The organism is Pseudomonas putida S13.1.2 (genome assembly GCF_000498395.2).
Lineage (GTDB): Bacteria > Pseudomonadota > Gammaproteobacteria > Pseudomonadales > Pseudomonadaceae > Aquipseudomonas > Aquipseudomonas putida_Q.
The window spans coordinates 6404421-6428664 of sequence record NZ_CP010979.1 but is presented as its reverse complement, the minus strand read 5'-3'; the positions used below and the strand labels follow the sequence as shown (position 1 = coordinate 6428664).

At 62.8% G+C, this 24244-nt stretch carries 19 protein-coding genes; 12 read left to right on the top strand and 7 right to left on the bottom strand.

The window, feature by feature from the left end; genetic code table 11:
• Positions 1–221 precede the first annotated feature (221 nt).
• The 3 genes from N805_RS28410 to N805_RS28400 form a co-directional block, all read right to left on the bottom strand.
• Complete coding sequence (locus N805_RS28410; RefSeq protein ID WP_019473344.1) at positions 222–1568, bottom strand: ATP-binding protein; 1347 nt, start codon at positions 1566–1568, stop codon at positions 222–224.
• Positions 1565–2242 carry a response regulator gene (locus N805_RS28405; RefSeq protein WP_019473343.1) on the bottom strand — a complete coding sequence of 226 codons (678 nt, stop codon included), beginning with the start codon at positions 2240–2242 and terminating at the stop codon, positions 1565–1567. The genes N805_RS28410 and N805_RS28405 overlap by 4 nt, the downstream gene beginning before the upstream one ends.
• Before the next feature lie 149 nt (positions 2243–2391).
• Positions 2392–2997 carry an outer membrane beta-barrel protein gene (locus N805_RS28400; RefSeq protein WP_019473342.1) on the bottom strand — a complete coding sequence of 202 codons (606 nt, stop codon included), beginning with the start codon at positions 2995–2997 and terminating at the stop codon, positions 2392–2394.
• Positions 2998–3126: 129 nt separating this feature from the next.
• Here N805_RS28400 and N805_RS28395 point away from each other — a divergent pair, with 129 nt between their 5' ends.
• Positions 3127–3921, top strand: a complete 795-nt coding sequence (locus N805_RS28395; RefSeq protein ID WP_019473341.1) for a dienelactone hydrolase family protein — start codon at positions 3127–3129, stop codon at positions 3919–3921.
• A 142-nt stretch (positions 3922–4063) separates the two neighbouring features.
• Positions 4064–4765: a 4'-phosphopantetheinyl transferase family protein gene (locus N805_RS28390; protein ID WP_028614086.1), complete on the top strand. Its 702-nt coding sequence runs from the start codon at positions 4064–4066 to the stop codon at positions 4763–4765.
• 3 nt (positions 4766–4768) lie between these two features.
• Here the strand turns inward: N805_RS28390 and N805_RS28385 are convergent, their stop codons facing one another.
• Positions 4769–6376, bottom strand: coding sequence for an ATP-binding protein (locus tag N805_RS28385; protein ID WP_019472232.1), 1608 nt, complete (start codon positions 6374–6376; stop codon positions 4769–4771).
• Positions 6373–7071, bottom strand: coding sequence for a response regulator transcription factor (locus N805_RS28380; RefSeq protein ID WP_019472233.1), 699 nt, complete (start codon positions 7069–7071; stop codon positions 6373–6375). Before N805_RS28380 ends, N805_RS28385 begins: the two co-directional genes overlap by 4 nt.
• Before the next feature lie 812 nt (positions 7072–7883).
• Here N805_RS28380 and N805_RS28375 point away from each other — a divergent pair.
• The 10 genes from N805_RS28375 to N805_RS28330 all read left to right on the top strand — a co-directional run bounded on the left by N805_RS28375 (position 7884) and on the right by N805_RS28330 (position 21529).
• Positions 7884–10763, top strand: a complete 2880-nt coding sequence (locus N805_RS28375) for a ribonucleoside-diphosphate reductase subunit alpha (RefSeq protein ID WP_019472234.1) — start codon at positions 7884–7886, stop codon at positions 10761–10763.
• A 586-nt stretch (positions 10764–11349) separates the two neighbouring features.
• Positions 11350–12600 (top strand): ribonucleotide-diphosphate reductase subunit beta, encoded by a 1251-nt coding sequence (locus N805_RS28370; RefSeq protein ID WP_016498293.1) that lies wholly within the window; start codon positions 11350–11352, stop codon positions 12598–12600.
• Positions 12601–13452: 852 nt separating this feature from the next.
• Positions 13453–14691 carry an OprD family porin gene (locus tag N805_RS28365; protein ID WP_019472235.1) on the top strand — a complete coding sequence of 413 codons (1239 nt, stop codon included), beginning with the start codon at positions 13453–13455 and terminating at the stop codon, positions 14689–14691.
• A 240-nt stretch (positions 14692–14931) separates the two neighbouring features.
• Positions 14932–15738 (top strand): NAD-dependent epimerase/dehydratase family protein, encoded by an 807-nt coding sequence (locus tag N805_RS28360; RefSeq protein ID WP_019472236.1) that lies wholly within the window; start codon positions 14932–14934, stop codon positions 15736–15738.
• A 26-nt stretch (positions 15739–15764) separates the two neighbouring features.
• Complete coding sequence (locus tag N805_RS28355) at positions 15765–16646, top strand: glucurono-1,5-lactonase (RefSeq protein WP_019472237.1); 882 nt, start codon at positions 15765–15767, stop codon at positions 16644–16646.
• A 64-nt stretch (positions 16647–16710) separates the two neighbouring features.
• Positions 16711–17682, top strand: a complete 972-nt coding sequence (locus N805_RS28350; RefSeq protein ID WP_016488691.1) for a TRAP transporter substrate-binding protein — start codon at positions 16711–16713, stop codon at positions 17680–17682.
• Positions 17683–17748: 66 nt separating this feature from the next.
• Complete coding sequence (locus tag N805_RS28345) at positions 17749–18276, top strand: TRAP transporter small permease (protein ID WP_019472238.1); 528 nt, start codon at positions 17749–17751, stop codon at positions 18274–18276.
• A complete protein-coding gene (locus N805_RS28340) occupies positions 18277–19557 on the top strand; it encodes a TRAP transporter large permease (protein WP_019472239.1) in 1281 nt (426 codons plus the stop codon).
• 154 nt (positions 19558–19711) lie between these two features.
• The gene (locus tag N805_RS28335; protein ID WP_028614087.1) at positions 19712–20635 is read left to right on the top strand and encodes an EamA family transporter; all 924 of its coding nucleotides are present in this window, start codon (positions 19712–19714) and stop codon (positions 20633–20635) included.
• A gap of 24 nt (positions 20636–20659) precedes the next feature.
• On the top strand, positions 20660–21529 hold the full coding sequence (locus tag N805_RS28330) for an aldose 1-epimerase (protein WP_019472241.1): 870 nt from the start codon (positions 20660–20662) through the stop codon (positions 21527–21529).
• A 297-nt stretch (positions 21530–21826) separates the two neighbouring features.
• Here the strand turns inward: N805_RS28330 and N805_RS28325 are convergent, their stop codons facing one another.
• Positions 21827–23122, bottom strand: coding sequence for an MFS transporter (locus N805_RS28325; protein ID WP_019472242.1), 1296 nt, complete (start codon positions 23120–23122; stop codon positions 21827–21829).
• A gap of 157 nt (positions 23123–23279) precedes the next feature.
• Entirely contained in the window at positions 23280–24176 is an 897-nt protein-coding gene (locus N805_RS28320) for a LysR family transcriptional regulator (protein WP_019472243.1), read from the bottom strand.
• Positions 24177–24244: the final 68 nt, after the last annotated feature.

Here is a 24244-nt window from a genome sequence, read left to right as displayed (position 1 = left end):
AATGCCCAACGACAGGGCGATTTGCCTGAGGAAGGCTGGCGGATTTCCGCCCGGTGGCGGGTTTTGTACAGGGAGGATGGCGGGAATCCGCCCATCGCGCTTTGCCTGAACTGGCCTCTTCGCGGGTAAACCCGCTCCCACAGGTACTGCACAGGGTCTGAAAGCGGTGCGGACCCTGTGGGAGCGGGTTTACCCGCGAAGAGGCCGGCAACGCCAGTAAATCAATCGAGGTGGAAGGTGATCCTGAACGCAGCCCCGCCCAAGGGCGAATCCCCCAGGCTGAGCTCGGCGTCATAGCTGTCGACAATGTCCTTTACTACCGCCAGCCCGATCCCCTGCCCGGGGTGCTGGCTGTCCAGCCGCTCACCGCGCTCCAGAATGCGCTCACGCTGATCGGCCGGCACCCCTGGCCCATCGTCTTCGATACACAAGATCAACTGCCCGGGCGCCTGCTCAAGGCTCACCCGCACCTGGCCCAGGCTCAGGCGGTAGGCGTTTTCCAGCAGGTTGCCGAGCATTTCCAGCAAGGCGCCCTGCTCCATCGGCACCTGTGCCGCATCGGGCAGTTCCAGTGCCACGCTTACCTGCTTGTCCCGGTATACCTTGGCCAAGGTGCTGCACAGGCTGTCGAGCAACGGCCGCAGCCTCACGCTGTGGCGCACCAGGCCGCTCTTGCGCAGGCTGGCGCGTTGCAGCTGATAGTCGATCTGCTGGCTCATGCGCTCGATCTGGCTTTGCAGCACCCGCGCCTGCTCGCGCTCACCGCTGCGCTGCTGCAGGCTTTCGCCCACGCCTTGTAACACCGCCAGCGGCGTCTTCAGGCTGTGCGCCAGGTCGTCCAGTGAGTCGCGGTAGCGCGTACGCTGCTCACGCTCACTGCGCAACAGGCGGTTGAGCGAGCGGGTCAGGCGCAGCAGCTCGCGAGGGTGCTCGCCGCTCAGGCCATCGCGCGCCCCCGACTCCACTTCGTCCAGCTCGTGGCTTAGCCGGCGCAACGAGCGCAGGCCCCAGGTCAGGCCAGCCCACAGCAGCACCATCAGCGCCAGCAAGGCAGCACCGAAGCCCAGGTAGAGCTTCTCGCGCAGGCCATTGAGGGTGGCCGTGTACTCGCTCACCGGCTGCAGGGCGACAATGCTGTAGGCAGCACTTTGCCCCCCCAGCAACTTGATCTCGACGTCGTACACGAAAAACTCTTCGCCATCGCCCTGGTGAATGCGGGCGAATTCGTTGCCGCGCCCGTCATAGCGCGGGCGGTAGTTGATGTGCCGATCGGCGGTGGCCCGTGACTGCCAGACCAGGTTGCCATCGCGGTCAAAGATATAACCGAGCAGGCCCGTGTAGGGCAGGTTGTAGCGCTCGTCCGGCAGCAATGTCGGCATTTGCAGCCGGCCATGCTCGATACGCGCGGCGGAAATCAGCGTGGTCACATCCGAAGCCAGGCGCTGCTCGATCGATTCCTGCAGGGCCAGGCTGAAGGCCTTCTGCAAGGCCGGCAGCAGCGCCAGCATGAACAGCAGTGCCAGTACTGCGGCGGCCAGCATCAGGCGTACCCGCAGCGAGCGGATCATCGGCAGCGCTCGGTGAACAGATAGCCCAGGCCGCGTACGGTGTCGATGGGTTTGAAGCCGTGCTCGCCCTCAAGCTTGCGGCGCAGGCGGCCCACCAGTACTTCGATGACATTGGGGTCGCGCTCCTCGTCGCCCGGGTACAGCTGCTCCATCAGGCGATCCTTGGCCACCACCTGCTGATGATGGCGCATGAGGTATTCGAGAATGCGGTATTCGTAGGCGGTCAGCGCCAAGGGCTGTTCGTCGAGGCTGGCCTGCTTGCGGTTGAGGTCGAGTACCAAGGGGCCTGCGGCGATGGTCGACTGGGTGAAGCCGCTGGAGCGGCGCAACAGGGCATTCAGCCGCGCTTCCAGCTCTTCGAACTGGAACGGTTTGACCAGATAGTCGTCGGCACCGGCGGCCAGGCCCTCGACCTTGTCCTGCCAGTTGCCGCGGGCGGTGAGGATGAGAATGGGGAAGGTCTTGTCCTGGCTGCGCAAGCGCGTGATCAGTTCCAGGCCACTGATACCGGGCAAGCCCAGGTCGATGATGGCCAGGTCGAAGTGGTACTGCCCGGCCTGGTACAGCGCCTCCTCGGCATTGGCGACCGCCTCGACCACATGGCCGCTTTCGCCCAGACGGGTGTAGAGGTGATGGCGAAGCAGGGCTTCGTCCTCGACCACCAGCAGTTTCATGTGCAGCTCCTTGTGTATATTGCCTGTACCGGCCCTTTCGCGGCTAAAGCCGCTCCCACAGGGATCGCACAATTCCTGAGACTTGTGCAGCACCTGTAGGAGCGGCTTTAGCCGCGAAAGGGCCGGTACAGGATAACGCGGCTCGCTGGTCAGAACTTGTAGCTTGCTGCCAGATAGGTCTGCGCGCTGCTGGTCAGGCGCAGGGTGCCATCCTTCGGACCGCCATGGGCGCCCACTTCGGTCGCGGCATTGGTGCGCAGGTAACGATAGCCCAGCTCCACCGAAGCCTTGTCGGTAATGTCCTGGATCACACCGGCCTGCAGGCCGTAGGCATAACCGTAGTCGGTATCCCGGCTGGCGCCTGGCGAGTCCTGGGTGAGCTTGGTCATGCCCAGGCTGCCCCCGCCGAACAGTTTGGTGGTATCGCCCACCGGCAGGAACAGGTCGTAGCTGCCCAGCAGGTTTTCCTGGCGCAACTTCAGGCCGCTGTGGTCACCCGAGACGTTGTCGTAGGTCATGTAGTAGCGGCCCTGGTCGTTGATCTTGCCCACACGTACACCCCAGGTGTCATCCTTGCCGATGATGCCATCGGCGTTGAGGTGGTCGGTGTTGCGCTGCAGCAGGCCCGATTTGCGAACCTTGTCGCTGGTCTGGCCGTAGGTGAGGCTGGCGAAGTTGTCGTCGGCGGCCTGGGCAGTGGTGATGCCAGCGGCACAGACGGCCATGGCGGCAAGCAGGGTGTTGAAGGTTTTCATGGCTGGTTACTCCAGTTGGGTGCGCTGTTTCGGTCTGGAAGCTAGAGTAAGGAGGGCACCCTGAACCGCGACTGAACCCTGGCTGAACACCGGCTGAACGAACTGTCTGCAAGACAAGGAGTAGTAAAGATGCGCGCCCTGCTGGCCCTGACCCTGATGTGCAGCGCCGCCCTGGCCCAGGCGGCGATAGTGACCCGTGAAATTCCCTACCAGGACGCCGACGGCAAGCGTTTGATCGGCTACTACGCCTATGATGATGCAGTCCAAGGCAAGCGTCCGGGCATCGTCGTGGTGCATGAATGGTGGGGGCTGAATGACTATGCCAAGCGCCGCGCCCGTGACCTCGCGGCCTTGGGTTACAGTGCGCTGGCCATCGACATGTATGGCGATGGCAAGCAGACCGAACATCCGCAGGATGCCCAAGCGTTCATGGCCGAAGCGATGAAAGACCCGGCGGCTGCCGCCGAGCGCTTTGACGCGGGCCTGAAACTGCTGGAACTACAGCCTTACACCGACAAGAGCAGCTTAGGTGCCGTCGGTTACTGCTTCGGCGGCAAGGTGGTGCTCGATGCAGCACGACGCGGTGTGGACAAGCTCGATGCAGTGGTGAGCTTCCACGGTGCACTGGCCACACAGACGCCGGCCCAAGCCGGCAAGGTGAAGGCCTATGTACTGGTCGAGCACGGCGCCGCAGACAGCATGGTCACCCAAGAGCAGGTCAATGCGTTCAAAGCGGAAATGGACGCCGCCAAGGTCAACTACCAGTTCGTCAACATCCCTGGGGCCAAGCATGGCTTCACCAACCCCGATGCTGACCGGCTGAGCCATGGCGAACATGGTGGACCGGACATTGGCTACAACAAGGCTGCGGACGAGAGCTCTTGGGCGGATATGCAGGCGTTCTTCAAGCAGGTGTTCAAATAAGGATTGTCGGGGCCGCTTTGCGGCCCATCGCGACACAATGCAGCGCAGTACCTGTAGGAGCGGCCTTGTGTCGCGATGGGCTGCGCAGCAGCCCCTGCTATTCCACCTCCCACACCGCCGCTGCGGCTGGCACAATAGCCCCATGAACACTCTCCCCGCCTGCTGCGCCCCACTCCAGCACCACTGGCCCCTGCCCCGCCCGCTGCCCGGCGCAGTGCTGGTCAGTTGCGCCTTTGACCCTGCCCGCCTGGCACCCGACGACTTCCAGCGCGCCGGCGTCGTGCCCAGCGCCAGCCTGCAGCGCTCGGTGGCCAAGCGCCAAACCGAATACCTGGCCGGCCGGGTGTGCGCGCGCGCCGCGCTGCAGTGCCTGGACGGTCGCGACTACGTGCCCGGTACCCATGAGGACCGCTCGCCAATCTGGCCGGCGGGCATCCACGGCTCGATCACCCACGGCAAAGGCTGGGCCGCCGCCGTGGTCGCCGCCGAAGGCAGCTGCCAGGGCCTGGGCCTGGATCAGGAGGCGTTGCTGGATGACGAACGCGCCGAACGGCTGATGGCCGAAATCCTCACCCCGCCCGAGCTCGAACGCCTGGACCGCCGTCAACTCGGCCTGACGGTCACCCTGACCTTCTCGCTGAAGGAAAGCCTGTTCAAGACCCTCTATCCGCTGACCCGCCAGCGCTTCTATTTCGAACACGCCGAGGTGCTGGACTGGTCCACCGAAGGCCTGGCCCGCCTGCGCCTGCTCACCGACCTGTCGCCGCAGTGGCGCCAAGGCGCCGAGTTGCAAGGCCAGTTCTGCCTGCAGGACGGCCACCTGCTCAGCCTGGTCAGCGTCTGACCTTTACTGTGGCGCTTGCTGGCGTGGCCAGTTCAGGCTGAAGCAGGCGCCACCCAACGCTTCGCTACGCCCCACCGTCGCCCGGCCCGTGTGCCAGTAGATGATTCGCCGCACGATCGACAGGCCCAAGCCGTGCCCACCCGAAGCACGGGTGCGGCTGTCATCCAGGCGGGTGAACGGGGTGAAGATGCGGTCCCAGAAGCCCTCGGGGATCCCCGGCCCGTCATCTTCGACATCGATGCGGCATCGCTGCTGCCCCAACTGGTAGCTCACGCGCACCTCAGACCCGGCATGGCGCATAGCGTTACTGACCAGGTTCTGCAGCGCCCGGTGCAAGTAACGCGGCTCGGCCTCGACCCACGCGCCTTCGGCATCCGCGCCCTGGCAGTCGCCGCGCACGACCCGCACCTCGGCACGCAACGGTGACAGCTCTTCGATCACCCGCGCGAGCAAGGCATCCAGGTCGACCCGCTGGAACTTCAAGGCCGGCGCGCCTTGCTCCAGGCGGGCGTAGGTCAGCATTTCGTCGACCAGCTTGTCGAGGTCCTGGATATCACCGTCCATGCCCGCCAAGTGCTTGGCCCGCGCCTGTTCGGTGGTGGCAGTTTCGATCATCTCCAAGCCAAAGCGCAGGCGTGCAACCGGCGTGCGCAACTCGTGGGACACCGCCCGCACCAGCTCGCGCTGCATGGTCAGCGAGCGCTGAAGGTGCTCGGCCATGCCGTTGAAGGCGGCGGCCAGGCGCCCCACCGAGTCGGCGTCACCGGCGGGCACGCGGGTGTCCAGGCTGCCCTGGGCAATGCGTGTGGCGGCGATCTCCAGGCCCGACACCCGGCGCTCAAGCTGGCGCACCAGCAGGTAGACCACCAGGCCGATCAGGCACAGGCCGAGAAAGGTAATCAGGATCAGCAACTGCGGTGGATACGGGTTGAGCTGGTACAACGGGCCAATTTCCAGCACCCAGGGCGAGCCTGCCAGCCCGGCAAACACCCGGATCGAGTCGCCATCCTTGCCCAGCGCCATGACCGTGTCGCCCTCCTCGACCCGGCGCCGCTGGTCATCGTCCAGGCTGACCCGCTCGATGCGCTGCAGGGCGACGCCAAAACCGAAGCCCTTTTCCTGCTTGATCTGTGCCAGCCGCTGCTGCTGCTCGGTGATCGGGTAGCGCACCAGTTCATCGGCCAACAGATACAGGGTGGCCCGCGCCAGTTGCTCGCTTATCTGCTTGATCTGCGCCACCAGCATCAGGTCTTCCTGGCCGACCTTGCGCAGCACTTGCGCCGCATGTGGGCCGGTCTTTTCGACCACCACCAGGCCGCGGTACAGGCGCGCCCGCTGGCCGCCGTCGAGGCTGCGCCCAGTCATCGGTTGCAGCGCCAGCGGCACACCGAGCAATCGCTCCCAGATCAGCAGCGAGCGTTTGCGTTCGGTTGCATTCTGCTGTGCCAGGTTGTCAGCCATCAGGCTGAAGGTACCTTGGGCCAGGCCTTCCCGGTGCTGGGCGGCGCGCACTTCGTTGGCCAGGTGCAGGCTGAGCACGCCGAGCAAGGCCACCAGCACCAGCACCGCCAGCATGCCGCCGTAGATACGCAGAAAGATCGAATTGTTCATGGCGCTTCGCCGACAAACAGGTAGCCCTTGCTGCGCAGGGTCTTGATCAGCCGTGGCTGAAGCGGGTCATCGCCGATCTTGGGGCGGATCTTCGAGATGCGTATGTCGATGGAACGGTCCTGGCCGTCGTAGCCGACGCCACGCAGCGCGGTGAAGATCTGTTCACGGGTCAGTACCCGGCCCGCGTTGCTGGCCAGCAGCCAGAGCAGGTCGAACTCGGCACCGGTCAGCTCGATCAGCTGGTCGCCCAGGCGCGCCTCGCGCAGGCGGTTGTCGATACTCAGTGCGCCAAACGCCAGCTCCTGGCGCTTGCTGTCCACGGCTTCGCTGCGGCGCAGCAGGGCCTGGATACGCGCCAGCAGCAGGCGTGGACGTACCGGTTTGCAGACATAGTCGTCGGCGCCAAGGTCCAGGCCCTGGACCTGGTCGAGTTCGTCGCTGCGTGCGGTGAGCATGAGAATGGGGCCGGGGTACTGGTTGCGTACCCGGCGGCAGATGCTCAGGCCGTCCTCGCCGGGCAGCATGAGGTCGAGGATGACCAGATCGGGCTGGCTGTCGACGATGCGCCGGGCGGCGCGGGCGCCATCGCCCTCCACCGCGACCTCGAAGCCGTTGGCCTGCAGGTACTCGGCGGTGAGCTCGGCCAGACGCTGGTCGTCTTCGACAATGAGGATGCGGGGTACGGGGTGGTCCATGGCCTCTGCCTTTGCTTGTTGTTTTTTATTACCTGTACCGGCCTCTTCGCAGCACAAGGCTGCTCCTACAGGATACGGCGCTTTTCTGTAGGAGCAGCCTTGTGCTGCGAAGGGGCCGGTACAGGGAACATAACCCTTTAACCAAAAGGCAACATCCCCCCAGGATACTCAGTAGCACCTCCGGCGCTGCCAACCCGCCGTAGCCCCCTCGACTGAACCGTTTTTTGTGATAGGGTTCGCGCCCGAAAAAAACTGCCCGGGGGCAACAAGGCGCAGAAAAATACTGCAAACCACTTGGCACAAGGCCTACAGCGAATACCCACCATTCACTCACAAAGTACGCACAAGTTATCCACAGGCGCTCGCCTTGCAAAGCCCCCAATACCGCATTATCTTGTATCCCGAACGCAGCGAACCACTACATATAGGGGTTCGTGCAAAATCACACACAAAAGTCAACCCGCAAAATCAAGCGATTTTCCGAGCTGAACTTCAGGTGATTTCAGCAGCCAAACCGCTCCTGCGGAGGCGACCGAGGCAAGCCCTTCCAGGGCCTTGTTCGGGTATGGGTGTTGCAGGCCAGGCCTGGCATCCATCAGCAACAGTTTTTGGGCCCCGCCCAAAACCTTTGACTTCGGCCAGGGAGCGGCAAGCTATTGCCCCTTATTCCTGAGTCTGTCCCGAAGTCGGTACGCCCGTGCGGGCGGATGCGTATGCATTGCGCATCCCCGCCGGGCCATCGAGCAAGTGGACGGAACGGTGGGCGCCCAAAAGGCGCCTGAACAATATAGAAACTGTGGAGACACCCACCCATGCAAACCGACACAACTCGCGAGAACCCGCAGGCCAAGGTGCCGCAGGCCGCCGATTCCAACCAGGATCTGGCCGCCACTGCCCCTGGCCAACTGCGCGTGATCAAGCGTAACGGCACTGTCGTCCCCTACACCGACGACAAGATCACCGTTGCCATCACCAAGGCGTTCCTTGCAGTTGAAGGCGGCACCGCCGCCGCTTCGTCGCGCATCCACGACACCGTCGCGCGTCTGACCGAACAGGTTACCGCCACGTTCAAACGTCGCATGCCATCGGGTGGCACCATCCACATCGAAGAAATCCAGGACCAGGTAGAACTGGCCCTGATGCGCGCCGGCGAGCAGAAAGTTGCCCGCGACTACGTGATCTACCGCGACCAGCGCGCCAAGCAGCGTGCCACCCGCGCCAACACCGACGCCGTGGTCGAGCCGCACCCGAGCATCCGCATCACCCTGGCTGACGGCAGCCTGGCGCCGCTCGACATGGCCCGCCTGAACACCATCATCAGCGAAGCCTGCGAAGGCCTGGCTGAAGTCGATGGCGACCTGATCCAGCGCGAAACCCTGAAGAACCTGTACGACGGCGTGGCCATCAAGGACGTCAACACCGCCCTGGTGATGACCGCCCGTACCCTGGTCGAGCGCGAGCCGAACTACTCGTTCGTGACCGCCCGCCTGCTGATGGACACCCTGCGTGCCGAAGGCCTGGGCTTCCTCAGCGTTGCCGACAGCGCCACCCACCACGAGATGGCTGACCTGTACGCCAAGGCCCTGCCGGCCTACATCGCCAAAGGTATCGAGTTCGAGCTGCTGAACCCGGCCCTGGCCGACTTCGACCTGGAAAAACTGGGCAAGGCGATCAACCACGAGCGCGACCAGCAGTTCACCTACCTGGGCCTGCAGACCCTGTACGACCGCTACTTCATCCACAAGGATGGCGTGCGCTTCGAGCTGCCGCAGGTGTTCTTCATGCGTGTGGCCATGGGCCTGGCGCTGGAAGAGAAAGACAAGGAAGCCCGTGCGATCGAGTTCTACAACCTGTTGTCGTCCTTCGACTACATGGCCTCGACCCCGACCCTGTTCAACGCCGGCACCCTGCGCCCGCAGCTGTCCAGCTGCTACCTGACCACCGTGCCGGACGACCTGTCGGGCATCTACCACGCGATCCACGACAACGCCATGCTGTCGAAATTCGCCGGTGGCCTGGGCAACGACTGGACCCCTGTGCGTGCACTGGGCTCCTACATCAAGGGCACCAACGGCAAGTCCCAGGGCGTCGTACCGTTCCTGAAAGTGGTCAACGACACTGCCGTTGCCGTCAACCAGGGTGGCAAGCGCAAGGGCGCCGTCTGTGCCTACCTGGAAACCTGGCACCTGGACATCGAAGAATTCATCGAGCTGCGCAAGAACACCGGTGATGACCGCCGTCGTACCCACGACATGAACACCGCCAACTGGATCCCTGACCTGTTCATGAAGCGTGTCTTCGATGACGGCAAGTGGACCCTGTTCTCGCCTTCGGAAGTGCCAGACCTGCACGACCTGACCGGCAAGGCCTTCGAAGAGCGCTACGAGTACTACGAAGCCCTGACCGAGTACAACAAGATCAAGGTGTTCAAGACCATCCAGGCCAAAGACCTGTGGCGCAAGATGCTGTCGATGCTGTTCGAGACCGGCCACCCGTGGCTGACCTTCAAGGACCCGTGCAACCTGCGTTCGCCGCAGCAGCACGTGGGCGTGGTCCACAGCTCGAACCTGTGCACCGAGATCACCTTGAACACCAACAAGGACGAGATCGCGGTCTGCAACCTGGGCTCGATCAACCTGCCGAACCACATCGTCGACGGCAAGCTGGACACGGTTAAGCTGCAACGCACCGTGAACACCGCCGTGCGCATGCTCGACAACGTGATCGACATCAACTACTACTCGGTGCCGCAGGCGCGTAACTCGAACCTCAAGCACCGCCCGGTCGGCCTGGGCATCATGGGCTTCCAGGACGCACTGTACCTGCAGCACATCGCCTACGGCTCCGACGCTGCCGTCGAGTTCGCCGACAAGTCGATGGAAGCGGTCAGCTACTACGCGATCCAGGCGTCTTGCGACCTGGCCGACGAGCGTGGCGCCTACGAGACCTTCCAGGGTTCGCTGTGGTCCAAAGGCATCCTGCCGCTGGATTCGCAACAGATCCTGATCGAGGCCCGTGGCCAGAAGTACATCGACGTCGACCTGAACGAGACCCTGGACTGGGCGCCGGTGCGTGCTCGCGTACAAAAAGGTATTCGTAACTCGAACATCATGGCCATCGCGCCAACCGCGACCATCGCCAACATCACCGGCGTGTCGCAGTCGATCGAGCCGACCTACCAGAACCTGTACGTGAAATCGAACCTGTCGGGCGAGTTCACCGTGATCAACCCGTACCTGGTCCGTGACCTGAAGGCCCGCGGCCTGTGGGACTCGGTCATGATCAACGACCTGAAGTACTACGACGGTTCGGTGCAGCAGATCGAGCGTATCCCGCAAGAGCTGAAAGACCTGTACGCCACCGCGTTCGAAGTCGAGACCAAGTGGATTGTCGACGCAGCTTCCCGTCGCCAGAAGTGGATCGACCAGGCTCAATCGCTGAACCTGTACATCGCAGGCGCCTCGGGCAAGAAGCTGGACGTGACCTACCGCATGGCCTGGTACCGTGGCCTGAAAACCACCTACTACCTCCGTGCCCTGGCTGCGACCAGCACCGAGAAGTCGACCATCAACACCGGCAAGCTCAACGCCGTTTCCAGCGGCGGCGACAGCGCCCCGGTCCAGGCAGCCGGCCCAGCGCCAGTGCCGAAGGCCTGCGCGATCGACGAGCCGGATTGCGAAGCCTGCCAATAAGGCCTTCGCACCGCTGAGGTGAACATGCCGCCTCAACCGCCTTCGGGGGTTGAGGCGGTATTTTTTTGCCTCAAGAAAAGGCCGCGATCGGCCGTTACACGCACTACCACCGATAGGTGCTGACCGAGATCAAAACACCATATGCTGTGCCGATAAAAAAAAATCACACAAGATATAGGATGAAATCTCATTTACGGCTAGACTCACATCCGTGTTGAAACAACAGGTTTCAGGTGAACGGAAGCACGCAATGCCGGTCGAAAAATTACCTTCGCATGGCCTTTGCGCCGCCCCGATCCACCCTGAATTCCGGTATACTTCGCCCCCCAAAAAGGGTTGAGCTAATGATCGACTGCGAGACGCAAGCGCCGCTTGCCCAGACCGCACGTTTTATCGTAGCCGTACAGCTTTCAGGCGCCTTGGCCCCTCGCTCGAGGGTAGGACAAGCGCTGACTCGAACAACTTCAAATGTGACGAGAGCCCGCTCTCACTGCCTGCCGTAACGCCTGATGGGTCTTGCGCAGTACAGGCATCACCTCAAAATCCAACCGGTTGCCACGAGCAACCCTCAAGCAGGAGCCAAACCATGCTGAGCTGGGACGAATTCGATAACGAAGACGGCGAAGTAGCCGCCAAAGGCAACACCCCTGCGCAGGCCGCTGCCGCCGCCACCCTCGACAAGCTCGACAGCGCCGGTGGTGCCGCCGCTCTGGAAGCTCGCGCTGCCACCGCGTCTGACTCCGAAGCCGTCAAACGTGCCAAGGCTGCCCTCGACGCCCTCGACGTGGCCGAAGGCCTGGCCGAGCTGGAAGGTTCTTCTGCCCGTGTCGCGGTAGACGAAAAGCGCATGATCAACTGCCGCGCCGACCTGAACCAGCTGGTACCGTTCAAGTACGACTGGGCCTGGCAGAAGTATCTGGACGGCTGCGCCAACCACTGGATGCCGCAAGAGGTCAACATGACCGCCGACATCGCCCTGTGGAAGAGCCAGGACGGCCTGACCGAGGACGAGCGCCGCATCGTCATGCGTAACCTGGGCTTCTTCTCCACCGCCGACTCGCTGGTTGCCAACAACCTGGCCCTGGCCGTGTACCGCCTGATCACCAACCCGGAGTGCCGCCAGTACATCCTGCGCCAGGCCTTTGAAGAGGCGATCCACACCCACGCCTACCAGTACTGCATCGAGTCGCTGGGCATGGATGAAGGCGAGATCTTCAACATGTACCACGAGATCCCGTCGGTCGCTAAAAAAGCCGCCTGGGGCCTGAAGTACACCCGCGCCATCTCCGACCCGGAATTCAACACCGGCACCGTCGAAACCGACAAAGAGCTGCTGCGCAACCTGATCGCCTACTACTGCGTGCTGGAAGGCATCTTCTTCTACTGCGGCTTCACCCAGATCCTGTCCATGGGCCGCCGCAACAAGATGACCGGCGTTGCCGAGCAGTTCCAGTACATCCTGCGTGACGAGTCGATGCACCTGAACTTCGGTATCGACGTGATCAACCAGATCAAGATCGAGAACCCGCACCTGTGGGACGCGGCGATGAAGGAAGAAGCGACCCAGATGATCCTGCAAGGGACCCAGTTGGAGATCGAATACGCCCGTGACACCATGCCACGCGGTGTACTGGGCATGAACGCAGCGATGATGGAGGACTACCTCAAGTTCATCGCCAACCGTCGCCTGACCCAGATTGGCCTGAAAGAAGAGTATCCAGGGACTACCAACCCGTTCCCATGGATGAGCGAGATCATGGACTTGAAGAAGGAGAAGAACTTCTTTGAGACGCGTGTGATTGAGTATCAGACGGGTGGTGCTTTGAGCTGGGACTGATTGTCCGGGCTGAACATCGAGGAGGCTGCCGATTGGCAGCCTTTTTTATTGGTAGAGGAAGCATAGCAAGTCAGCGGACGGTTTCGCCTGTGCTGGCCTCTTCACGGGCATGCCCGCTCCCACCGAAGCAGAGCTCTGGCTTTGAGGCGGTGTTTTACTTTGAGATTGCGACCTGGGACCGCCAAATCCTTGAAGCCTACTCAAGTCGCTCAGCAGCCTTTTTGTAAGCTTTCGCGGCACAAGGCCGCTCCTACAGGGAATCGCGTAGCAGGGGAGATTTGCCAAGGTAACTGGCGGCCGTGGCGCCAGGGAGCGCTGGATCTTAGCCGGGAAGCGTGGCGGAAAAGGAAGAGGCCCCGCCCACGCCGACAGGAGGGGTACGGCACCAACGAGGATGCCGGGACTGGACATGCCAGTCTACGTGGTCGAGGGCGAGGCCAGATCTGAAGATAGCGCAGGCTAGCCGCAGGGTCCACAGCCAATCGGATTTGATTTGTAAATCATGTCCCACGTACTGCGCGTGGAATGCAGCAACTGGGCCCTACCTGCTCAGCTATCAGCCGTTGACAGCTCACCTCCCACTTGCTAATAATCGCCCTCAGTTGTACGACAACACATAACAAGAACAACAATCAGTGGACGATCCCATGTCGACACCCATCCCGCTACACCCACGTCTGTTGCACACCCCTCTTCGCCCGGCCAGCTCGCGTACACCTGCCAGTACGTAGCGCCCGGTTACCGCGCATTCACCCCTGGCCCTGACCGGCCCGTTAACTACCCGCCCCTGCCGCAGGCCGCTTGCGCGTGCCCGGTGGACGGGCTGCCACACCCTTCGGGAGCACAACAATAATGAAAATCTGCCACACCTTGCCCTTCGCCCTGCTTGGCGCCGGGGTCATCGCCGGCCTGCCGGGCACCAGCCTGGCTGCGGGTTTTGTCGAGGACAGCAAGGCCACCCTCGGGCTGCGCAACTTCTACATCAACCGCAACTTCACCAACCCCAGCAACCCACAGAGCAAGGCCGAGGAATGGACGCAAAGCTTCATTCTCGATGCCCGTTCAGGATTCACCGAGGGGCCGATAGGGTTTGGCGTGGATGTGCTGGGGCTGTGGTCGGTCAAGCTCGATGGCGGCGGCGGTACATACGGCACGGCGTTGCTGCCACGCCATGACGATGGCAAGCCGGCAGATGACTATGGGCGCCTGGCAGTGGCGGGCAAGGCGCGGATCTCCAAGACCGAGCTGAAGATCGGTGAGTGGATGCCGGTGCTGCCGATTCTACGCTCGGACGACGGTCGCTCGTTGCCGCAGACGTTCCGTGGCGGGCAGGTCACCTCCAATGAAATCGCAGGGCTGACCCTGTACGGCGGCCAGTTCCGCGGCAACAGCCCGCGTAACGACGCCAGCATGGAAGACATGAGCTACGGCGCTGGCGTGTCGGACCGGTTCAACTTCGTCGGCGGCGAGTACAAGTTCAACCAGGACCGCACGTTGGTGGGCCTGTGGAATGCGGTGCTGAAGGACGTGTACCAGCAGCAATACCTGCAACTGAGCCACAGCCAGCCGGTGGGTGACTGGACCCTGGGGGCGAACCTGGGCTACTTCCATGGCGATGAGGACGGCTCGGAACGCGCCGGCGAACTGGACAACAAGACCTACTCGGGGATGTTCTCGGCCAAGTACGGCGGTAGCACCTTCTGGGTAGGTTTGCAGAAAGTGGATGGCGATACCTGGATGCGGGTCAACGGCACCAGTGGCGGCACCTTGGCCAACGACAGTTACAACTCCAGCTTCGACAATGCCAACGAGCGCTCGTGGCAAGTGCGTCATGACTTCAACTTTGTCACCGTCGGGGTACCGGGGTTGACCCTGATGAACCGCTACATCAGCGGGCGCGATGTGCATAGCGGGGGGGTAACCGATGGCAAGGAGTGGGTGCGTGAGACGGAGCTGGCGTACGTGATCCAGAGCGGAGCGTTCAAGGACTTGAGCGTGAAATGGCGAAATTCGTCGATTCGGCGGGATTACAGCAATAACGAGTTCGATGAGAACCGGTTGATCTTCAACTACCCGTTGTCGCTCTTGTAACCGAGAAGCCCGGCACTGATTGAAATTAGGGCCGCTTTGCGCCCCATCGCCGGCAAGCCAGCTCCCACCAGGCCGCGGTAATTTCCAGCCAAGTGGAGTACCTGTGGGAGCTGGCTTGCCGGCGATAGGGCCCTGACAGGCCATAAAGAGACGCAGGCCTCATTGACAACAACCGAACCCACCGCCAATAATCATAAAAGTCATACGACAACCTACAACAATTAACAACAAGAGCCGGCCATGACCACTACCCCCCTCAATCGCCTGCTGCTCACCGGAGCCGCAGGCGGCCTGGGCAAGGTCCTTCGCGAACGCCTGCAAGGCTACGCCGAGGTCCTGCGCCTTTCCGACATCAGCGAAATGGCCCCTGCTGCGGGCCCACATGAAGAAGTCATCACCTGCGACCTGGCCGACAAGGCTGCTGTACATGCCTTGGTCGAAGGCGTGGATGCCATCATCCACTTTGGCGGCGTGTCCACCGAGCATTCCTTCGAAGACATCCTCGGGCCCAACATCTGCGGCGTGTTCCATGTTTACGAGGCGGCGCGCAAGCATGGGGTGAAGCGCATCATCTTCGCCAGCTCCAACCACACCATCGGTTTCTACCGCCAGGACGAGCGCATCGACGCCCACTCGCCGCGCCGCCCCGACAGCTACTACGGGCTGTCCAAGTGCTACGGCGAGGATGTAGCCAGTTTCTACTTCGACCGCTACGGCATCGAGACTGTCAGCATTCGCATCGGCTCTTCGTTCCCCCAGCCCCAGAACCCTCGCATGCTCTGCACGTGGCTGAGCTATGACGACCTGGTGCAGCTTATCGAGCGAGGGTTGTTCACGCTCGACGTTGGCCACACCATCGTCTACGGCGCCTCCGACAACCGCACCGTGTGGTGGGACAACCGCCATGCCGAGCACCTTGGGTATGTACCCAAGGACAGCTCCGAGCGCTTCCGCGCCGCTGTGGAAGCCCAACCGGCGCCCGCCGCGGATGACCCGAGCATGGTCTACCAGGGCGGCGCCTTTGCCGTGGCCGGCCCGTTCAACTGAACCCACGCACGCCAGGAGGCACGGCCATGAACTTCGAACTGATTGTCGACGCCCGCAACGGCACCGGCGAAAGCCCCGTGTGGCACCCCAGCGAACAGGCCCTGTACTGGGTCGACATCCCCGCCCGCCAACTGCACCGCTGGCAGGCGGCCGATGGCAAGCACCAGGTTTGGCAGGGCAACGAGATGCTGGCCTGCATCGCCCGCAGCGGCCAGGGCTGGGTCGCTGGCATGGAAAGCGGCATCTTCCAGCTCCAGGCCAAGCCCGACGGCAGCCTTGATAGCCGCCTGCTCAGCAGCGTGCCGCACGCCCAGGCCGGCATGCGCTTCAACGATGGCCGCTGCGACCGCCAGGGCCGCTTCTGGGCTGGCACCATGCTGCTGGACATGCAGCAAGGTGCCCACGTGGGTGCGCTGTACCGGCATGATGGAGAAGGCCAGCTGCACCTGCAGCAAGATGGCATGATCGTACCCAACGGCCTGGCCTTCAGCCCCGACGGCACGCGCATGTACCTGTCCGACTCGCACCCCAACGTGCAGAAGGTCTGGGCTTTCGACTACGACATCGACAGCGGCACGCCATACAACAAGCGGCTGTTCGTCGACATGCGCGGCTACCCAGGCCGCCCCGATGGCGCAGCAATCGACCAAGACGGCTGCTACTGGATCTGCGGCAATGACGCCGGGCAGATCCACCGCTTCACCCCTGACGGCCGCCTCGACCGCTCGCTGAGCGTGCCGGTGAAAAAGCCGGCAATGTGCGCCTTCGGCGGCGCCAACCTCGACACCCTGTACGTCACCTCGATCCGCCCCACAGGCACAGACCTCAGTGACCAGCCCCTGGCGGGCGGGGTATTTGCCCTCAACCCTGACACCAAGGGCCTGGAGGAACCTGCCTACCGGGGCTGACGCCCTCTGCCGCACCCACACTTGCACGCACGAAACCGGATAATAAAAACCACGGAGTTTCATCATGACGTTCAAACGCAAGCTGCTCCTTGCCGTACTCCCGTTCGCCTTCAGCGTGGCCATGCCCGCCTCGGCACTGGACATCAAGTTCGCCGAAATCCACCCGGCCGGCTACCCGACCGTGGTCGCCGAGCAGAACATGGGCAAAAAACTCGAGCAGGCCAGCAACGGCGACATCACCTTCAAGATGTTCGCCGGCGGTGTGCTGGGCTCGGAAAAGGAAGTGATCGAACAGGCGCAGATCGGTGCGGTGCAGATGACCCGCGTCAGCCTGGGCATCGTCGGCCCGGTGGTGCCGGATGTGAACGTGTTCAACATGCCGTTCGTGTTCCGTGACCATGATCACATGCGCAAGATCATCGACGGCGAGATCGGCCAGGAAATCCTCGACAAGATCACCAACTCCGATTTCAACCTGGTGGCCCTGGCCTGGATGGACGGCGGCTCGCGCAGCATCTATACGAAAAAACCGGTACGCAGCCTGGAAGACCTCAAGGGCATGAAGATTCGCGTACAGGGCAACCCGCTGTTCATCGACATGATGAACGCCATGGGCGGCAACGGCATCGCCATGGACACCGGGGAAATCTTCAGCGCCCTGCAAACCGGCGTGATCGATGGCGCCGAGAACAACCCGCCCACCCTGCTTGAGCACAACCACTTCCAGAGCGCCAAGTACTACACCCTGACCGGGCACCTGATCCTGCCGGAACCCGTGGTGATGTCCAAGACCACCTGGAACAAGCTCAGCCCCGAGCAGCAGGCGTTGGTGAAAAAGGTGGCGCGTGAAGCCCAGATGGAAGAGCGCGCGCTGTGGGACGCCAAGTCTGCCGCCAGCGAAGAGAAGCTCAAGGCCGCTGGTGTCGAGTTCATTACCGTCGACAAGAAGCCGTTCTATGACGCCACCGCGTCCGTACGGGAAAAATACGGCGCGCCGTACGCCGACCTGATGAAGCGTATCGACGCCGTCCAGTAACAGCGGCCCCAGCCCAATCGACCTCGGCAGTGCGGCGCCCGCCGCCCTGCCGCTTTGGTGATGCCCATGAAAAGCCTCTTCCTGCGTGTGAACGACACGCTGTACCGCGCCTGTATCTGGATCGCCGGCCTGTCGATCCTGACCATGACGCTGATCATTCCCTGGGGCATCTTTGCCCGTTACGTGCTCGGTACCGGCTCCAGCTGGCCGGAGCCGGTGGCCATCCTGCTGATGGTGGTGTTCACCTTCGTCGGCGCCGCTGCCAGCTACCGGGCCGGGGCGCACATGGCGGTGGCGATGATCACCGATCGCCTGCCACCGCTGCAGCGCAGCATGGTCGCGCTACTGGTGCAAGTACTGATGATCCTGGTGTGCGTGTTCATGACCTACTACGGCACCAAGCTGTGCATCACTACCTGGAACCAGTTTCTGGCATCCCTGCCGGGTGTGCGGGTGGGCATGACCTATGCGCCGATCCCGGTCGGTGGCGTGCTAACCCTGGTCTTTGTGCTGGAAAAACTCCTGCTGGGCGACCAGAGCCACCGCAAGGTGGTGCGTTTCGACCACGTAGAAGAAAGCGAAGGAGCGGCATAAATGGATGCGTTCATTCTGTTGGGCAGTTTCATTGCACTCATCCTGCTGGGCATGCCGGTGGCCTACGCCCTGGGCCTGTCGGCGCTGATCGGCGCCTGGTGGATCGACATCCCGCTGCAGGCGATGATGATCCAGGTGGCCAGTGGGGTTAACAAGTTCTCGCTGCTGGCCATTCCATTCTTCGTGCTGGCCGGCGCGATCATGGCCGAAGGCGGTATGTCACGGCGGCTGGTGGCCTTTGCCGGGGTGCTGGTGGGCTTCGTGCGTGGCGGCCTGTCGCTGGTCAACATCATGGCCTCGACCTTCTTCGGTGCAATTTCCGGCTCGTCGGTGGCCGATACCGCCTCGGTGGGCTCGGTACTGATCCCGGAGATGGAGCGCAAAGGCTACCCGCGTGAATTTTCCACCGCCGTGACCGTCAGTGGCTCGGTGCAGGCGCTGCTGACCCCGCCCAGCCACAACTCGGTGCTGTACTCGCTGGCAGCGGGCGGCACGGTATCCATTGCCTCGCTGTTCATGGCGGGTGTGATGCCCGGGTTGCTGCTAAGCGCAGTCATGATGGGCCTGTGCCTTATCTTCGCGAAGAAGCGCAACTACCCCAAAGGCGAAGTGATACCGCTGCGCCAGGCGTTGAAGATTGCCGGTGAAGCGCTGTGGGGCCTGATGGCGATGGTCATCATCCTAGGCGGTATCCTGTCGGGCGTGTTCACCGCTACCGAATCGGCCGCCGTGGCGGTGGTGTGGTCATTCTTCGTGACCATGTTCATCTACCGCGACTACAAGTGGCGCGACCTGCCCAAGCTGATGCACCGCACGGTACGGACCATCTCCATCGTGATGATCCTGATCGGCTTTGCCGCCAGCTTCGGCTACGTGATGACGCTGATGCAGATCCCGTCGAAGATCACCACGGCGTTCCTGACCCTGTCGGACAACCGCTACGTGATCCTGATGTGCATCAATTTCATGCTGTTGCTGCTGGGCACGGTGATGGACATGGCGCCGCTGATCCTGATCCTTACGCCGATCCTGCTGCCGGTGATTACCGGTATTGGTGTGGACCCGGTGCACTTCGGCATGATCATGCTGGTAAACCTGGGGATCGGGCTGATAACACCACCGGTGGGCGCCGTGCTGTTCGTGGGCTCGGCCATCGGCAAGGTAAGCATCGAATCGACGGTGAAGGCGCTGCTGCCGTTCTACCTGGCGCTGTTCCTGGTGCTGATGGCGGTGACTTACATACCGGCAATTTCGCTGTGGCTGCCTAGCGTGGTGCTGTAACGGCAATCGGGGCCGCTCTGCGCCCCATCGCCGGCAAGCCAGCTCCCACAGGATTGTGCAGCCTTCCAGCCCTGCGCAAGCCCTGTGGGAGCTGGCTTGCCGGCGATGGGCTGCAAAGCAGCCCTCTGGTTCTTTCTGCAAATGGATCCTGCACATGGCTGTTCCCTCCTCGGCTGTACCTCTATTCCCGCGCAAACTGGCCATCGCCCTGCTCGCCCTGCTGGCCTGTTCATTCGCCGGCAACCACATCGCCGCGCGCATCGCCTTCGATGACGGCACCGGCGTGCTGCTGGCGATTCTCTGCCGCTCAGGCATCACCTTGCTGGTACTGGCCTGCCTGCTGTTGTGGCAACGCCAGGCGCTGGGCCTGCCCGCAGGCACCCGGCACTGGCAGCTGCTGCTGGGCCTGCTGATCGCCACCCAAAGCCTGTGCCTGTACTCGGCGGTGGCGCGCATTCCGGTAGCCCTGGCGCTGCTGGTGGGCAACACCTTCCCGATGCTGCTGGCGCTGCTCACCTGGGCGCTGGGCGGCGCACGCCCGACCGGCCGCACCGTGCTGTTCATGGGCCTGATCCTGTGCGGCCTGGTGCTGGCGCTGGATGTGCCGGCACGCCTTGCCGACAGCAGCACGGCCAACCCGCACTGGGCGCTAGGGGTCGGCCTGGCCTTCAGCGCCGCCTGTGCCTTCGCCTGCGCCTTGTGGATCACCGACCACAAACTGGCCAGCGTGCGCGGCCCCGTGCGCAGCCTGCTGACCTTGCTGATCGTGTTCTCCAGCATGCTGGTTGCAGGCGCAAGCGGCGTGATGCCGTCCGGCTTGTCACTGCCGGGCAGCAGCAGTGGCTGGTTGGCCTTGGCCAGCCTGGTGGTGCTGTATGGCCTGGCCTTCACCTTGCTGTTTGTGTGTGTGCCAAGGCTGAACATGGCGCAGAACGCACCGGTGATGAACGTCGAGCCCATCGCCACACTGCTGCTGGGTTGGGCCTTGCTCGACCAGCAGCTCGGCACCCTGCAATTACTCGGCGGCGCCGTGGTGGTGTGCGGCATCGTGCTGCTCACCTACCGTCGGGCCAGTTGATTGTTCATTTGAAAGGAGCCTTGAATGGCTGTGACCGAACTGCACCTGCAGGACCACCTGACCCGCCTGAGCCTGGCTCCGGAGCTGGGCGCCAGCCTGGTCAACTGGGAAGTGAAAGCGACCGGGCAAGCGCTGCTGCGCCATTCTGACCCGGCCGCGCTGGCCAGTGGCACCCCGCGACGCCTGGCCTGTTACCCGTTGGCGCCATGGTCCAACCGCATTGCCGAGGGTGGCTTTGCCCGGCCGGAAGGCTGGCAGGCATTGGCGCCCAATACCGGCCATGACCCTTACCCGATTCATGGCAGTGCCTGGCAACAGGCCTGGCAGGTAGAACACCACAGTGAACGACGGGCCCGGTTGACGCTGGACAGTGCAGTGCCGTTTGCCTACCAAGCCACGCTGGATGTGCACCTGCAGGATGGCTGCCTGAGCCTGGACCTGCATGTGACGCACCTGGATGAACCGGCTACCTGGTATGGGTTGGGGTTGCATCCTTACTTCCCGCGGTATCCCGATACCCAGCTATATGCAGTGGCGCGCAAGGTATGGCTGGCGGAGGACGGGCGGTTGCCGTCGTACCAGGCCGAGGTGCCTGAGCAGTGGTGTTTCAATGCCTTGGGGCGTTTGCCCGAGACGGTGGTCGATCACGCCTTCAGTGGCTGGCCGGGAGAGTGTGTGATCGAACAGCCAAGCGCGGGTTATCGACTGGCGTGCAGTGCCAGCGGGGCTGAGCACTTCTTGCTGTTTTGCCCGCAGGGGCAAGGGTTTTTCTGCTTTGAACCGGTAAGCCACCCGGTCAATGCGCATCACCTGCCAGGGCGGCCGGGGTTGCGCTTGTTGCAGCAGGGGGAAGGGATGAGCCTGGGGTTCAGGATGCAGTATCGCCCCCTTTGATTGTGTTGCCTTGACTGGGGCTGCTGCGCAGCCCATCGCCGGCAAGCCAGCTCCCACTTGATCGTATAGACCTCAAGCCTTGTGCAGTACCTGTGGGAGCAGGGGGAAGGGATGAGACTGGTGCTCCGGTTGCAGTATCGACCCCTTTGATTGTGTTGCCTTGATTGGGGCTGCTGCGCAGCCCATCGCCGGCAAGCCAGCTCCCACCCGACCGGATAGGCCTCCAGCCTTCTGCAGTACCTGTGGGAGCCTGGCTTGCCGGCGATGGGCCGCAAAGCGGCCCCTAAATTTCAAGCCTTATGCCAATGCCCCGGTCGGGTTTGCCATCGGCGTGACCGAAGGCTCGCCACGCACCTCCCGCGCCACCTTCCACACCAGCACTGCTGCCACGATATCGAACGCGGCCAGCACCACAAACAGCGGGCTGTAGCCAATCTGCGTGACCAGAATGCCGAACACCAGGGTAAACACCGCCGCCCCCAAGTACCCGCACATGCCACCCATGCCCGTCGCTGTGGCCACCTGGTCCTTGCTGAACGAGTCCGAGGTGATGGAGTACAGCGCCCCCGACAGTGTCTGGTGGGCAAACCCGCCAATGCACAGCAACAGGATCGCCATGTACGGGCTTTCCACCAGGCCGATGCAGGCCGGGCCGATCATGCAACTGGCACCGAACACCAGCACCATCTTGCGCGAGGTGAACAGCGACACCTTGAAGTAGCGGTGGAACAGCGGGCTCAGATACCCGCCCAGCACACAGCCGATATCGGCAGCCAGGAACGGCAGCCAGGCGAACATCGCCACTTCCTTGATGTTCATGTGCCGCTCGGTCATCAGGTACAGCGGAATCCAGGCGTTGAAGGTTTGCCAGGCCGGCTCGGAGAGGATCCGCGCCGAAGCGATGGCGTAGAAGTTACGGGCCTTGAAGATGCGCTTCCACGCGCCCTTCTCGCGGCTGTCCTGTTTGAAGTGCGCTTCCTGCCCGGCCAGGATGTAGTCGCGCTCCTCATCACTCAGGCGCTTCTGGTCACGCGGGTGCTTGTACAACAGCATCCACAGCAGGGTCCAGACAATGCCGGAGACACCAACGATAACGAACGCCAGCTGCCAGCCACTGTGCAGGATCGCCCACACCACCAGCGGCGGTGCCAGCAAGGCGCCAAGCGACGAGCCGATATTGAACCAGCCGATCGCCACCGAGCGCTCCTTGGCCGGGAACCACTCGGTGGTTGCCTTGACCCCAGCCGGCAAGCCGGCGGCTTCGGTCATGCCCAGCAGCCCGCGCATAAAGGCCATGCTCTGCCAGCCGGTGGCCAGGGCCGCGCCAGCACAGGCCAGTGACCAGGCCATGGCGAACACGGCAAAGCCCAGCTTGGTGCCGATGAAATCGATGAACCAGCCGGCTACCGGCTGCATGAGGGCGTAGCACACCTGCCAACTGGCAACGATCTTGGCGTATTGCTCGGTACTGATGGAGAGGTCGGTCATCAAGGTGGGGGCGGCCACCGAGAGGGTGTTGCGGGCGAGGTAGTTGACGACGAGCCCAGCCGTGACAAGGCTGACCATCCACCAACGGATGCCTTTCATCTTCATGGTTCACCTGAATTTCTTGTTTTTAGTGTGGCGAGCGATTGGCGCGAACACCGGCAGCGGTATTTGCGACAAATTGTTTCAGGCGAAAGAGTGCCACGTCATAGGTCGTCGTACAACACTTATTATTTCTGAATGTTTCGCCCTGTGTTGTACGATCTCAATCCAGCTGCTGCGCCCGCAGCGCCTGCGCCAGCATGTCGATGAAGGCCCTGACCTTGGCAGAGCCGTACTTGCTCTCGCGATGCAACACGTGGATCGGCCAGGGCGCCTCCTCGTACTCGGCCAGGATCACCTGCAATTGCTCACTGGCCAGCTCATCTGCCACTTGGTACGACAACAGGCGGGCAATCCCCAGCCCGCCGCTGGCGGCCGCGATCGCCCCGTCATTGCTGGTCACCGTCAGGCGCGGCTTCATGCGCACCAAGGTTGGCTCTTCTGTCACCCCAAAGCGCCAGCCTGCCCGGGGCGACAGGTTGGTGGTGCCGATCACCGCATGCCCGGCCAGGTCCGAGGGATGCTTCGGCACGCCATGGCGTGCCAGGTAGTCGGGGGACGCACACAACATGCGCCGCACCCTGCCGACCCGCAATGCCTTCAACCCGGAGTCAGGCAACGGGCCGATGCGTACGGCCACATCCATGCCCTCCTCGACCATGTTCACTACACGGTCGAGGAAGTAGGCGGAAACATCGACGTCCGGGTACTGCTGCAGGTAGCGGACGATACACGGCATGACGAACTTCTTGCCGAACAGGATCGGGGCGGTAACGGCCAGGTCGCCCTTGGGGGTGGCGTTGATGCCGGCGGCCGCTTCGTTAGCCTCGTGGATGCTGGCGAGGATATGCCGGGTGTCTTCCAGGTAGCGGCCGCCAGCTTCGGTCAGGCGCACGCTGCGGGTGGTGCGCAGCAGCAGCTTGACCCCAAGCTGGTCTTCCAAAGCGCTGACGGCGCGGGTGACGGCGGCCGGTGAGATGTCCAGGCGGCGGGCGGCAGCGGCAAAGCTTTCCAGCTCACCTACCGCGACGAACACCTTCATCAGGTGGATCTGGTCCATGCGGGCTCCTGGGTATTTGGGGTGCCGGGATTATCGGACATCCGGGGCGTTTTGTGCTGCCTGCCTTG

What these genes read in the sequence shown, in the direction of transcription:
- N805_RS28410 (WP_019473344.1), bottom strand. Translation starts at nt 1,568, where the DNA reads ATGATCCGCTCGCTGCGGGTACGCCTGATGCTGGCCGCCGCAGTACTG.
- N805_RS28405 (WP_019473343.1), bottom strand. Translation starts at nt 2,242, where the DNA reads ATGAAACTGCTGGTGGTCGAGGACGAAGCCCTGCTTCGCCATCACCTC.
- N805_RS28400 (WP_019473342.1), bottom strand. Translation starts at nt 2,997, where the DNA reads ATGAAAACCTTCAACACCCTGCTTGCCGCCATGGCCGTCTGTGCCGCT.
- N805_RS28395 (WP_019473341.1), top strand. Translation starts at nt 3,127, where the DNA reads ATGCGCGCCCTGCTGGCCCTGACCCTGATGTGCAGCGCCGCCCTGGCC.
- N805_RS28390 (WP_028614086.1), top strand. Translation starts at nt 4,064, where the DNA reads ATGAACACTCTCCCCGCCTGCTGCGCCCCACTCCAGCACCACTGGCCC.
- N805_RS28385 (WP_019472232.1), bottom strand. Translation starts at nt 6,376, where the DNA reads ATGAACAATTCGATCTTTCTGCGTATCTACGGCGGCATGCTGGCGGTG.
- N805_RS28380 (WP_019472233.1), bottom strand. Translation starts at nt 7,071, where the DNA reads ATGGACCACCCCGTACCCCGCATCCTCATTGTCGAAGACGACCAGCGT.
- N805_RS28375 (WP_019472234.1), top strand. Translation starts at nt 7,884, where the DNA reads ATGCAAACCGACACAACTCGCGAGAACCCGCAGGCCAAGGTGCCGCAG.
- N805_RS28370 (WP_016498293.1), top strand. Translation starts at nt 11,350, where the DNA reads ATGCTGAGCTGGGACGAATTCGATAACGAAGACGGCGAAGTAGCCGCC.
- N805_RS28365 (WP_019472235.1), top strand. Translation starts at nt 13,453, where the DNA reads ATGAAAATCTGCCACACCTTGCCCTTCGCCCTGCTTGGCGCCGGGGTC.
- N805_RS28360 (WP_019472236.1), top strand. Translation starts at nt 14,932, where the DNA reads ATGACCACTACCCCCCTCAATCGCCTGCTGCTCACCGGAGCCGCAGGC.
- N805_RS28355 (WP_019472237.1), top strand. Translation starts at nt 15,765, where the DNA reads ATGAACTTCGAACTGATTGTCGACGCCCGCAACGGCACCGGCGAAAGC.
- N805_RS28350 (WP_016488691.1), top strand. Translation starts at nt 16,711, where the DNA reads ATGACGTTCAAACGCAAGCTGCTCCTTGCCGTACTCCCGTTCGCCTTC.
- N805_RS28345 (WP_019472238.1), top strand. Translation starts at nt 17,749, where the DNA reads ATGAAAAGCCTCTTCCTGCGTGTGAACGACACGCTGTACCGCGCCTGT.
- N805_RS28340 (WP_019472239.1), top strand. Translation starts at nt 18,277, where the DNA reads ATGGATGCGTTCATTCTGTTGGGCAGTTTCATTGCACTCATCCTGCTG.
- N805_RS28335 (WP_028614087.1), top strand. Translation starts at nt 19,712, where the DNA reads ATGGCTGTTCCCTCCTCGGCTGTACCTCTATTCCCGCGCAAACTGGCC.
- N805_RS28330 (WP_019472241.1), top strand. Translation starts at nt 20,660, where the DNA reads ATGGCTGTGACCGAACTGCACCTGCAGGACCACCTGACCCGCCTGAGC.
- N805_RS28325 (WP_019472242.1), bottom strand. Translation starts at nt 23,122, where the DNA reads ATGAAGATGAAAGGCATCCGTTGGTGGATGGTCAGCCTTGTCACGGCT.
- N805_RS28320 (WP_019472243.1), bottom strand. Translation starts at nt 24,176, where the DNA reads ATGGACCAGATCCACCTGATGAAGGTGTTCGTCGCGGTAGGTGAGCTG.